The sequence below is a fragment of the Enterobacter oligotrophicus genome (genome assembly GCF_009176645.1).
In the GTDB taxonomy this organism is placed as follows: domain Bacteria; phylum Pseudomonadota; class Gammaproteobacteria; order Enterobacterales; family Enterobacteriaceae; genus Enterobacter; species Enterobacter oligotrophicus.
Window position 1 is genome coordinate 1,603,900 of sequence record NZ_AP019007.1, and the last position, 12,457, is coordinate 1,616,356.

Below are 12,457 nucleotides of genomic sequence, written 5' to 3' on the forward strand. Positions count from 1 at the left end.
TCTTTCTTCTCTACCGACTACCATGACTCAACTCCCTGAAGTTTTTGCATCTCGCCAGGAAATTCGTCAGTTAATCCGCATGCGTCGTCGCGCGCTCACTCCCGAACAGCAATTACACTTCGCCCAGCAGGCCGCTGCACGCATGATGGCGTACCCGCCTGTGGTGATGGCGCATACTGTCGCTCTGTTTCTGTCGTTTGATGGCGAGCTGGATACGCAACCGCTGATTGAGCAGCTCTGGCGCGCCGGGAAAAAGGTTTATCTGCCAGTGCTGCATCCGTTTAGCGAAGGAAACTTACTGTTTCTGCATTACCATCCGCATAGCGAACTGGTCGTGAATCGTCTGAAAATCACCGAACCGAAACTCGACGTGCGCGATGTGCTCCCGCTTGCTGAACTGGATGTGCTGATCACGCCGTTGGTAGCGTTTGATGAGCAAGGCCAGCGTTTAGGAATGGGGGGAGGTTTTTACGACAGGACGCTGCAAAACTGGCAGCAGTACGGGTTGCAGCCGGTGGGCTATGCGCATGATTGTCAGCGCGTGGAGGCATTGCCGGTGGAAAAATGGGATATTCCGCTGCCGGCGGTAGTGACGCCCGGTAAAACCTGGACCTGGTAGAATAAAGCCGGGTGGCGCTTACGCTTACCCGGCCTACAAAACCTCAACGTATGTCGGGTAAGGCGCAGCCGCCACCCGACACCACAAACCGCTCAAATCAGTAAAGCAGACGCGCGCGAATCGTCCCTGGAATGGCCTTCATGCTCAGCAGCGCTTTATCAGCAACATCGTCATCCGCTTCAATATCAATAACTACATAACCCATCTGAGAGTTCGTCTGCAGATACTGTGCCGCGATGTTAACGCCCTGCTCGGCAAAGATTTGGTTAATGGCAGTCAGCACGCCCGGACGGTTTTCATGGATGTGCAGCAGACGACGGCCGCCATGCAGCGGCAGGGAAACTTCCGGGAAGTTCACCGCAGAAAGCGTAGACCCATTGTCGGAGTATTTCGTCAGCTTGCCCGCCACTTCCAGGCCGATGTTCTCTTGCGCTTCCTGCGTCGAACCGCCGATGTGCGGCGTCAGGATCACGTTATCGAACTCGCACAGCGGAGAGTTAAACGGATCGCTGTTGGTAGCCGGTTCCGTCGGGAAGACGTCAATGGCCGCGCCTGCCAGATGCTTGCGCTTCAGGGCATCGCACAGCGCTGGGATATCAACAACCGTGCCGCGTGCCGCGTTGATCAGCAGTGAACCCGGCTTCATCAGCGCCAGCTCTTCCGCACCCATCATGTTTTTGGTGGAGGCATTTTCCGGCACATGCAGGCTCACCACATCGCTCATGTTCAGCAGATCGGACAAATGCTGAACCTGCGTGGCATTACCCAGCGGCAGTTTACTTTCAATGTCATAGAAGTAGACATGCATCCCCAGGGACTCAGCCAGAATACCCAGCTGCGTACCGATATGACCGTAACCGATAATCCCCAGTTTTTTGCCACGCGCTTCAAAGGAGCCGGACGCCAGCTTGTTCCACACGCCGCGGTGCGCTTTGGCATTCGCTTCTGGAATGCCGCGCAGCAACAGGAGTAGTTCGCCAATCACTAACTCCGCCACGGAACGGGTGTTGGAGAATGGGGCGTTAAAGACGGGAATACCGCGTTTCGCGGCTGCATTCAGATCGACCTGGTTAGTACCGATGCAGAAACAGCCAATCGCCACCAGTTTTTCCGCAGCAGCAATAACATCTTCAGTCAGGTGAGTACGGGATCGCAGGCCAATGAAGTGGGCATCACGAATAGACGCTTTCAGCTCTTCAGTATCGAGCGCGCCTTTGTGAAATTCGATGTTGGTGTAACCTGCCGCACGAAGGCTATCGAGTGCTTTCTGATGCACACCTTCAACCAGCAGGAATTTAATCTTGTCTTTCTCCAGTGATACCTTTGCCATTTACCCGACCCTGTTTTTGTCTGAACTGATGTTGTGCTGGATTTAAATCCGCTGTAGCCAACATATCAAAAAAAACTATTGCAGCAATATGAACGTTTGCGTCGGCACTCTGAAGAAAAGTCATACAGGGCAAAATGGCAGAGGAAAATGCTATGGAAATTTACAAACATGGCAGGATCGGCAAAAGAGGCGTAAAAACGTGACACAAGTCACCGAATTTAGCTTTTCAAAAATTTTTTAGCGGGGGGAGGACTCCCCCCGTCAGATCATTTCACGATGGTTTTCACGCCGTCAGCCGTGCCGATCAGCGCCACATCCGCGCCACGGTTGGCAAATAACCCTACGGTCACTACGCCCGGAATGCCATTGATGGCATTCTCCAGCGCAACGGCGTCGAGAATTTCCAGGCCGTGAACGTCGAGGATCACGTTGCCGTTGTCGGTCACCACGCCCTGACGATATTCCGGACGACCACCCAGCTTCACCAGTTGACGGGCAACAGCGCTACGCGCCATTGGGATCACTTCGACCGGCAGCGGGAAGTTACCCAGGATATCTACCTGCTTGGAAGCATCCGCGATGCAGATGAATTTGTCCGCCACAGAAGCAATGATCTTTTCACGTGTCAGTGCGGCACCGCCGCCCTTGATCATCTGCATATGGCCGTTGATCTCATCCGCGCCATCAACATAAATGCCGAGACGGTCCACTTCATTCAGATCGAAAACGGTAATGCCAAGGCTTTTCAGCTTTTCCGTGGAAGCATCAGAGCTGGAGACCGCGCCCTCGATCTGCCCTTTCATTGTGCCCAAAGCATCGATAAAGTGTGCCGCCGTCGACCCCGTGCCAACACCGACAATCGTGCCCGGTTGCACGTACTGGAGAGCGGCCCATCCTACTGCTTTTTTCAGTTCATCCTGCGTCATGATCGTTTTGCCTGTGGTGTGAAAACTCAGGGCGCATTATAGAACACGTCGGTTGGATTTCGTCTGCCACGAAGGGAAAATTGTGTCATAGTGCAGAATAAGCAAAATTAAGGAGTCAGCCAGAGCAATGAAACGTCCGGACTACAGAACACTACAGGCACTTGATGCGGTTATCCGTGAACGCGGTTTTGAGCGCGCGGCGCAGAAGTTGTGCATCACGCAGTCCGCCGTGTCACAACGTATCAAACAGCTTGAAAACATGTTCGGGCAGCCGCTGCTGGTACGTACCGTACCACCCCGTCCAACGGAGCAAGGGCAAAAACTGCTGGCCCTGTTGCGTCAGGTTGAACTGCTGGAAGACGAGTGGCTGGGTGACGAACAGACTGGCTCCACGCCGCTGCTGCTCTCACTCGCGGTGAACGCCGACAGCCTGGCAACCTGGCTGCTGCCAGCCCTTGCGCCAGTGCTGGCGGATTCCCCTATCCGCCTGAATTTGCAGGTTGAAGATGAAACCCGCACTCAGGAGCGCCTGCGCCGTGGGGAAGTGGTCGGGGCGGTGAGTATTCAGCCTCAGGCACTGCCAAGCTGTCTGGTGGATCAACTGGGCGCGCTGGATTACCTGTTTGTCGGCTCAAAAGCCTTCGCTGAGCGCTACTTCCCGAATGGCGTTACCCGTTCCGCGCTGCTTAAGGCCCCTGCAGTCGCCTTCGACCATCTGGACGATATGCATCAGGCGTTTTTGCAACAAAACTTTGACCTGCCACCGGGCAGCGTGCCGTGCCATATCGTGAATTCGTCCGAAGCCTTCGTGCAGCTTGCGCGTCAGGGAACCACCTGCTGCATGATCCCGCATCTGCAGATTGAGAAAGAGTTGAAAAGCGGCGAGCTGATTGATTTGACGCCGGGGCTGTATCAGCGCCGGATGCTCTACTGGCACCGTTTTGCGCCGGAAAGCCGCATGATGCGCAACGTCACCGACGCGCTGCTGGCATTTGGGCATAAGGTGTTGAGACAGGACTAAAAAATAAGCCGGGAGGCGGCTTCGCCTTACCCGGCCAACGATTATTGCGCGGTTTTTTGCTGTTCTGCGGCAGGTTCCAGCTGGAAAACCACATCAACCTGATCGTCGAACTGGATGGTTGGCTGCTCATAGGTTTCCTGAGCAGAAACCGGCGCGGCATCGGCCTTCATCATCCGTACCATCGGGCTTGGCTGGTAGTTAGAGACGTGGTAACGCACGCTGTACACCGGGCCAAGTTTGCTGTTGAAGCCGGACGCCAGCTGCTGCGCCTGATGAACTGCATCATCAATTGCCGCTTTACGCGCTTCGTCTTTGTATTTCTCCGGTTGCGCAACGCCCAGTGAAACGGAACGAATTTCGTTCAGCCCCGCTTTTAAGGCACCGTCCAACAGCGAGTTCAGCTTATCAAGCTGGCGCACGGTCACTTCCACGGTACGCACGGCGCGATAACCTTTCAGAATGCTTTTGCCGTTCTGGTAGTCATAATCCGGTTGGGTACGCAGGTTTGCGGAGTTGATATCCTTTTTGCCTACGCCATTTTGCTCAAGGAAAGAGAGGTATTGCGCAACACGATCGTCCGCCTGCTTTTTGGCGGATGCGGCATCTTTCGCCGCCACGTTCACTTCAATTGCCAGCGTTGCAACATCCGGTACTGCATCCACGCTTGCGGTGCCTGAAGTGACGATGTGCGGGCCGTTTGGCAGTTCATTCGCCTGCACCGACACCGCACCCAAACTCACTAATGCCGCCAGGGCTATCACGTTAAACTTCACTGTCATTCCTCCATGTTGCGAAGAGTGCCCAACAACAGGGCGCATGCCAGCAAGCATAGCGAGTCTGGTTCAGTTGTCCATAAGACAACGCTTAGTTGAATAATCCCTGCACGTGATGAACGCCCTCTTTCGCCAGCTGGAAAGCGATAAACCACATCACCAGACCCACCAGCGTATTAATGATGCGCTGGGCTTTGGCCGTGCGCAGCCGCGGTGCCAGCCACGCGGCAAGAATAGCGAGACCAAAGAACCAGAGGAAAGAAGCACTGACCGTCCCAAGCGCAAACCAGCGTTTCGGTTCAACATCAAGTTGTCCGCCCAGGCTGCCCAGCACCACGAACGTGTCGAGATAGACGTGCGGGTTAAGCCAGGTGACGGCCAGCATGGTGACGATAATCTTCCAGCGCCCCTGCTTCATGACCTCGGCACTCGCCAGTTCGAGGTTACTGCTCATGGCTGTTTTCAGCGCACCAAACCCATACCACAAAAGGAACGCCACACCGCCCCACGTGACCAACGCCAGCAGCCAGGGAGATTGCATCAGCAGCGCGCTACCGCCAAAAATTCCGGCGCAGATCAGCAGCAGATCGCTCACCGCGCACAGCAGGGCAATCATCAGATGATACTGGCGGCGAATGCCCTGGTTCATCACGAACGCATTCTGCGGGCCAAGGGGAAGGATCATGGCTGCGCCTAACGCAAGCCCCTGAAAATAATAGGATAACATGACATAATTCTCACGCAGTTGTCTTTGGAGCAGACTATACTGCGGGAACACCATTAGAGGAAATGGATAATATTAATTGGGGATTAGCGTGGCTAATAAAAGAAAAGCCCGGTGGCGCTAGCGCTTACCGGGCCTGCGGGTGATCTTACTCTGCTTCTTTGACTTTTTTGACGTTTACGTCCATCTGCGGGTACGGGAAACTGATGCCGTTGGCGTCAAACTCACGTTTGATGCGCTCCAGCACATCCCAGTAAACGTTTTGCAGATCGCTGCTCTTGCTCCAGATGCGGACCACAAAATTAATGGATGACGCACCCAGCTCGTTCAGACGCACGGTCTGCTCGCGATCTTTCAGAATACGATCGTCAGACGCAATGATATTGGTAATCAGCGATTTCACCTGATCGATATCGGAATCGTATGCCACGCTGATAATCAGCTCATTACGACGCACCGGCTCGCGGGAGAAGTTAATGATGTTGCCTGCGATGATTTTGCCGTTCGGCACCACCACGATACGGCCATCAACGGTACGCAGAGTCGTTGAGAAAATCTGCACCTGCAGTACGGTTCCGGCAATACCACCCAGGTCAACGTATTCGCCGGAGCGGAACGGACGGAAGGTGACCAGCAGAACGCCAGCCGCCAGGTTCGAAAGCGAGCCCTGCAACGCCAGACCAATAGCCAGACCGGCGGCACCCAGAACGGCGATCACCGAGGCAGTCTGCACACCCACGCGACCCAGCGCGGCAATTAACGTAAAGGCGATAATGCCATAACGTACCAGTGCGGAGAGGAAGTCTGCGACCGTCGCATCGATATGTCGTGCAACCATTACACGATTAACGGCATTAGAGACAATACGCGCCACAATCATCCCGACGATGATGATGGCAATTGCCGCGACGATGTTCACGGCATAGCTCAACAGCAGAGCCTGGTTACGCACCAGCCAGGTCCCGGCATTATTGATGCTGTCTACAACATCGAGTTGTTCCATTTATTCTTCCTTTTGTTAAACCCAAACATTAAATCCATCCCCCGTGGAGACAGGCAGGTCAGTAAAGGGTAAACAAAAAGCACACAATTTGCCAAACAGATCACAAAAACTGTCATGACAGGGTGTTGAAAAATCATAAAAAAGGCCCGCGTTTGCGGGCCTTCTGTTGCTGTCAGCAGCTCAAATTACAGAACGTCGATTGCGTTCAGTTCTTTGAAAGCCTGCTCCAGACGGGTCACCATGGATGTCTGCGCTGCGCGCAGCCATACGCGTGGATCGTAGTATTTCTTGTTCGGCTGGTCTTCGCCTTTCGGGTTGCCCAGCTGGCCCTGCAGGTACGCTTCGTTAGCTTTGTAGTACTGCAGGATACCGTCCCAGGTCGCCCATTGGGTGTCGGTATCGATGTTCATTTTTACTACGCCGTAGCTTACGGAGTCTTTGATTTCCTGAGCAGAAGAACCGGAACCGCCGTGGAAGACGAAGTTCAGGCTGTTGTGCGGCAGGTTGTGTTTCTTGGAAACATATTCCTGAGAATCACGCAGGATAGTCGGGGTCAGAACCACGTTACCTGGTTTGTAAACGCCGTGTACGTTACCGAAGGACGCGGCAATGGTGAAGCGTGGGCTGATTTTGCTCAGCTCGGTGTACGCGTAATCAACGTCTTCTGGCTGGGTGTACAGAGCAGAAGCGTCCATGTGGCTGTTGTCCACGCCGTCTTCTTCGCCGCCGGTGCAACCCAGTTCGATTTCCAGGGTCATGTCCATTTTGGCCATGCGCGCCAGGTACTTAGAGCAGATTTCGATGTTTTCGTGCAGTGACTCTTCAGACAGGTCGATCATGTGAGAAGAGAACAGTGGCTTGCCGGTTGCTGCGAAGTGTTTTTCACCCGCGTCCAGCAGACCGTCGATCCACGGCAGCAGTTTCTTCGCGCAGTGGTCAGTGTGCAGGATAACTGGAACACCGTAGTGCTCAGCCATCTGGTGTACATGGTGCGCACCAGAGATCGCGCCCAGGATTGCAGCACCCTGAGGAACGTCAGTTTTCACGCCTTTACCCGCGATGAACGCAGCGCCGCCGTTAGAGAACTGAACGATAACTGGAGCTTTAACTTTGGCTGCAGTTTCCAGTACGGCGTTGATGGAGTCAGTACCCACGCAGTTAACTGCAGGCAGAGCAAAGTTGTTTTCTTTAGCTACCTGGAACACTTTCTGTACGTCATCACCAGTGATAACGCCAGGTTTTACGAAATCAAAAATTTTAGACATGTTGCTTAGTCCTGTATCTTCGGCCGTTAGAAAAGGTGCGTGCTCTTATAAGCGCGCTGAAAATGGGGCAGGTTTCCCTGCCCTTGAATGGCTTACTTCTTAGCGCGCTCTTCGAGCATTGCTACTGCTGGCAGGACTTTACCTTCCACGAATTCGAGGAATGCGCCGCCACCAGTGGAGATGTAGGAGATCTTGTCAGCGATACCGAACAGATCGATAGCTGCCAGGGTGTCACCGCCGCCTGCGATAGAGAATGCTTCGCTGTCTGCGATAGCGTTAGCAACAATTTCAGTCCCTTTGCGGAAGTTCGGGAATTCGAACACGCCAACAGGACCGTTCCACAGGATAGTTTTTGCGTTTTTCAGGATCTCAGCCAGTTTCTCTGCAGAAGCGTCGCCCAGGTCCAGGATCTGCTCTTCATCTTTGATGTCGTTAACAGATTTCAGCGTTGCGGTCGCCGTTTCGGAGAACTCGGTCGCTACGCGAACGTCAGTTGGAACCGGGATATCGCAGGTGCTCAGCAGGCGTTTCGCTTCGTCAACCAGGTCTGCTTCGTACAGAGATTTACCCACGTTGTGGCCTTGTGCAGCAACGAAGGTGTTCGCGATACCACCGCCAACGATCAGCTGGTCAGCGATTTTAGACAGAGAATCCAGAACGGTCAGTTTGGTGGACACTTTAGAACCACCAACGATAGCCACCATTGGACGAGCCGGTTCTTTCAGCGCTTTACCCAGTGCTTCCAGTTCGTCTGCCAGCAGAGGACCGGCACACGCAACGTCTGCAAATTTACCGATACCGTGGGTAGAGGCCTGTGCACGGTGAGCCGTACCGAATGCATCCATCACGAACACGTCGCACAGTGCAGCGTATTTTTTAGACAGCGCTTCGTCGTCTTTCTTTTCGCCTTTGTTGAAGCGAACGTTTTCAAGCACAACCAGCTCACCGGCAGCGACTTCAACGCCATCCAGGTAATCTTTCACCAGGCGAACCGGGTTGGACAGTTTGTCTTTCAGGTAATTAACCACTGGCAGCAGAGAGAACTCTTCGTTGTACTCGCCTTCAGTTGGACGGCCCAGGTGGGAGGTTACCATCACTTTAGCGCCCTGCTTCAGAGCCAGTTCGATGGTTGGCAGAGATGCACGGATACGCGCGTCGCTGGTCACTTTGCCATCTTTAACCGGTACGTTCAGATCAGCACGGATGAAAACGCGTTTACCAGCCAGATCCAGATCGGTCATCTTAATTACAGACATGGTGAATCCTCTCGTTGATTCTTAAAGTTTTGCAGACGCACAATGCGTCTTACCTGAAACCTTTCGCGGCCATTGCTAACGTGGTGTCGAGCATTCGGTTAGCAAAGCCCCATTCGTTATCACACCAGACCAGCGTCTTGATCAGGTGTGCGCCACTGACGCGCGTTTGTGTGCCATCCACGATGGCGCTGTGCGGGTCGTGGTTAAAATCTACTGAGACCAACGGTAATTCCGTATAGTCAACTATACCATGAAATGCACCCTGTGCCGCTTTTTGCAGCAACAGGTTGACTTCACAGGCTTTTACCGGTTTCTTCACCGTGACGCTGAGGTCGATTGCGGTGACGTTAATCGTCGGCACGCGCACGGCAATCGCTTCAAAACGGTCATTAAACTGCGGGAAAATACGGGTGATCCCCGCCGCCAGTTTCGTATCCACCGGAATGATCGACTGGCTCGCCGCGCGAGTGCGTCGTAGATCCGGGTGGTAAGCGTCAATTACCTGCTGATCGTGCATGGCGGAGTGAATCGTAGTCACGGTGCCGGATTCAATGCCATACGCATCGTCTAACAGTTTGATGACCGGAATTATGCAGTTGGTGGTGCAGGAGGCGTTGGAGACAATGCGGTGTTCAGCTTGCAGCTCATGCTGGTTGACGCCAAAGACAACGGTGGCGTCGAGGTCGTGACTGCCGGGGTGGGAAAACAGGACTTTTTTCGCGCCAGCTGCCAGATGCGCTTCACCGTGTTCGCGGTTGCCGTATACGCCGGTACAGTCAAGCACCACATCCACACCCAGTTCACGCCACGGTAGCGCGTCAAGGCTGCGTTCATGCAGCACGCGGATGGCATCGTCACCGACGAAAAGCTGTTCCCTTTCCTGGCGAACGTCCCAGGCAAAGCGGCCGTGGCTGGTGTCATATTTCAACAAATGCGCCATGCCCGCAGCATCCGCCAGTTCATTGATTGCCACCACGGTGATTTCCGCACGACGCCCGGATTCATATAAAGCACGAACCACGTTGCGCCCGATGCGACCGAAGCCATTAATCGCTACGCGTACGGTCATAGATCTCCTGCAAAGCTATCCCTGAGTTTGAGGTGGCTGAAAGAGTAATCCAGCGACGCCCGAAGGGGAATCCTTGCTGTCACAAACTGCGATTGATTGGTCAATTGTCGAACATTTAATCGACTGAAACGCTTCAGCAAGAATAAGCGAATTGTGGAATAAAAGGAATGTCTGTCCAGATGAATAAGCGAGCTATATGACTTGCGTCACATTTTCGGTGGAATAATTTACGACGAGGTAAAAGCAAAACGGTAACCGAGAGGTTACCGTTTTTAGTGTTTGCACCCTCTCCCCGTGGGAGAGGGACGGGGTGAGGGCATCAGCCCGCACCGTACAAACAATTACAGCAGTTCTTTCGCCTTAGCGACAACGTTCTCAACGGTGAAGCCGAACTCTTCGAACAGCAGCTCTGCCGGAGCAGATTCACCGAAGGTGGTCATGCCGACGATTGCGCCGTTCAGGCCCACATATTTGAACCAGTAGTCTGCGATACCCGCTTCCACTGCCACACGTGCGGAAACCGCTTTAGGCAGTACGGATTCACGGTAAGCTGCATCCTGCTTGTCGAACGCATCGGTAGACGGCATGGAAACCACGCGCGCTTTCACGCCTTCGGCAGTCAGTTTTTCCCAGGCAGCTACAGCCAGCTCAACTTCAGAACCGGTCGCGATGAAGATCAGCTCAGGCTGGCCTGCGCAATCTTTCAGCACGTAACCACCGCGGGCGATGTTTGCCAGTTGCTCTGGAGTACGCTCCTGCTGCGCCAGGTTCTGACGGGAGAGGATCAGCGCGGTCGGGCCGTCCTGACGCTCAACGCCGTATTTCCACGCCACCGCGGATTCAACCTGGTCACATGGACGCCATGTGCTCATGTTCGGGGTCACGCGCAGGGAAGCCACCTGCTCTACCGGCTGGTGAGTCGGGCCATCTTCGCCCAGCCCGATGGAGTCGTGGGTGTAGACCATCACCTGACGCTGTTTCATCAGCGCAGCCATACGCACGGCGTTACGCGCGTATTCAACGAACATCAGGAAGGTAGAGGTATACGGCAGGAAACCGCCGTGCAGCGAGATACCGTTGGCGATTGCGGTCATACCGAATTCACGTACACCGTAATGGATGTAGTTACCGGCAGTGTCTTCGTTGATCGCTTTAGAACCCGACCACAGGGTCAGGTTAGAAGGTGCCAGGTCAGCGGAGCCGCCGAGGAATTCAGGAAGCAGAGGACCGAACGCTTCGATTGCATTCTGAGACGCTTTACGGCTGGCGATTTTAGACGGGTTCGCCTGCAGCTTCGCGATGAACTCGTTCGCTTTCGCGTCGAAATCAGACGGCATGTCGCCTTTCATACGACGGGTGAATTCAGCCGCTTCCTGAGGGAACGCTTTTGCATAAGCCGCGAACTTCTCGTTCCAGGCGGCTTCTTTCGCCTGGCCGACTTCTTTGGCATCCCACTGGGCGTAGATCTCAGATGGGATTTCGAAAGCAGGGTGTTTCCAGCCCAGAGCTTCACGGGTCAGTGCGATTTCCGCGTCGCCCAGCGGTGCGCCGTGGGAGTCGTGCGTACCCGCTTTGTTCGGAGAACCGAAGCCGATGATGGTTTTGCACATCAGCAGGGATGGTTTGTCTGTGACTGCGCGCGCTTCTTCTACCGCACGTTTAATCGAGTCAGCATCGTGGCCATCAACGCCACGCACAACGTGCCAGCCGTAGGCTTCGAAACGTGCTGCGGTGTCGTCAGTGAACCAGCCTTCAACGTGGCCGTCGATGGAGATACCGTTGTCGTCATAGAACGCCACCAGTTTACCCAGCTTCAGGGTTCCTGCCAGGGAACACACTTCGTGAGAAATGCCTTCCATCATGCAGCCGTCGCCCATGAACGCGTAGGTGAAGTGGTCAACGATGTCGTGACCAGGACGGTTGAACTGTGCCGCCAGGGTCTTCTCAGCAATCGCCATACCCACTGCGTTCGCAATACCCTGACCCAGCGGACCGGTGGTCGTTTCAACGCCCGCGGTGTAACCCACTTCCGGGTGACCTGGAGTTTTGGAGTGCAGCTGACGGAAGTTTTTCAGCTCTTCGATTGGCAGATCGTAACCAGTGAGGTGCAGCAGGCTGTAGATCAGCATAGAGCCGTGGCCGTTAGACAGTACGAAACGGTCGCGGTCAGCCCATGCCGGGTTCTGCGGGTTGTGGTTCAGAAAATCACGCCACAGGACTTCGGCGATATCAGCCATACCCATAGGGGCACCAGGGTGGCCGGATTTGGCTTTCTGTACTGCGTCCATGCTCAGCGCACGAATAGCATTAGCAAGCTCTTTACGTGAGGACATTTTAACTCCAGATCGGACTGTTAAAGGCCATGCCCTTGACGACAGCGCGTTTTGGGCTACGCCGGAAAAAAGTGCCAACAATGTAACCCAAGCCGCAAAGCATGTACATGGACCATTCTTTTGCTTGTTAAGAAATCT

11 protein-coding genes are annotated in these 12,457 nt (G+C 54.3%); 2 read left to right on the plus strand and 9 right to left on the minus strand.

What is annotated here, in order from left to right; translation table 11 throughout:
• Window positions 1–22 precede the first annotated feature (22 nt).
• Window positions 23–619 (plus strand): 5-formyltetrahydrofolate cyclo-ligase, encoded by a 597-nt coding sequence (locus EoCCA6_RS07575; RefSeq protein WP_152082160.1) that lies wholly within the window; start codon window positions 23–25, stop codon window positions 617–619.
• Window positions 620–716: 97 nt separating this feature from the next.
• Here the strand turns inward: EoCCA6_RS07575 and serA are convergent, their stop codons facing one another.
• Both serA and rpiA read right to left on the minus strand, forming a co-directional pair.
• Entirely contained in the window at window positions 717–1,949 is a 1,233-nt protein-coding gene (serA, locus tag EoCCA6_RS07580) for a phosphoglycerate dehydrogenase (RefSeq protein ID WP_152082161.1), read from the minus strand.
• Between the two features lie 266 nt (window positions 1,950–2,215).
• Entirely contained in the window at window positions 2,216–2,875 is a 660-nt protein-coding gene (gene rpiA / locus EoCCA6_RS07585) for a ribose-5-phosphate isomerase RpiA (protein WP_047355196.1), read from the minus strand.
• Between the two features lie 127 nt (window positions 2,876–3,002).
• Here rpiA and argP point away from each other — a divergent pair, with 127 nt between their 5' ends.
• Window positions 3,003–3,896 (plus strand): DNA-binding transcriptional regulator ArgP, encoded by an 894-nt coding sequence (argP, locus tag EoCCA6_RS07590; protein ID WP_152082162.1) that lies wholly within the window; start codon window positions 3,003–3,005, stop codon window positions 3,894–3,896.
• A gap of 41 nt (window positions 3,897–3,937) precedes the next feature.
• Here the strand turns inward: argP and EoCCA6_RS07595 are convergent, their stop codons facing one another.
• From EoCCA6_RS07595 to tkt, 7 genes are all read right to left on the minus strand, one after another.
• Complete coding sequence (locus tag EoCCA6_RS07595; RefSeq protein WP_152084417.1) at window positions 3,938–4,669, minus strand: oxidative stress defense protein; 732 nt, start codon at window positions 4,667–4,669, stop codon at window positions 3,938–3,940.
• 91 nt (window positions 4,670–4,760) lie between these two features.
• Window positions 4,761–5,396 carry an arginine exporter ArgO gene (gene argO, locus EoCCA6_RS07600; RefSeq protein ID WP_023331253.1) on the minus strand — a complete coding sequence of 212 codons (636 nt, stop codon included), beginning with the start codon at window positions 5,394–5,396 and terminating at the stop codon, window positions 4,761–4,763.
• 145 nt (window positions 5,397–5,541) lie between these two features.
• Complete coding sequence (locus tag EoCCA6_RS07605) at window positions 5,542–6,396, minus strand: small-conductance mechanosensitive channel MscS (protein WP_152082163.1); 855 nt, start codon at window positions 6,394–6,396, stop codon at window positions 5,542–5,544.
• A 185-nt stretch (window positions 6,397–6,581) separates the two neighbouring features.
• Window positions 6,582–7,661, minus strand: a complete 1,080-nt coding sequence (fbaA, locus tag EoCCA6_RS07610; RefSeq protein WP_152082164.1) for a class II fructose-bisphosphate aldolase — start codon at window positions 7,659–7,661, stop codon at window positions 6,582–6,584.
• A gap of 92 nt (window positions 7,662–7,753) precedes the next feature.
• Window positions 7,754–8,917 (minus strand): phosphoglycerate kinase, encoded by a 1,164-nt coding sequence (gene pgk / locus EoCCA6_RS07615; RefSeq protein WP_152082165.1) that lies wholly within the window; start codon window positions 8,915–8,917, stop codon window positions 7,754–7,756.
• A 49-nt stretch (window positions 8,918–8,966) separates the two neighbouring features.
• Window positions 8,967–9,986: an erythrose-4-phosphate dehydrogenase gene (epd, locus tag EoCCA6_RS07620; RefSeq protein WP_152082166.1), complete on the minus strand. Its 1,020-nt coding sequence runs from the start codon at window positions 9,984–9,986 to the stop codon at window positions 8,967–8,969.
• 341 nt (window positions 9,987–10,327) lie between these two features.
• A complete protein-coding gene (gene tkt / locus EoCCA6_RS07625; RefSeq protein WP_152082167.1) occupies window positions 10,328–12,319 on the minus strand; it encodes a transketolase in 1,992 nt (663 codons plus the stop codon).
• Window positions 12,320–12,457: the final 138 nt, after the last annotated feature.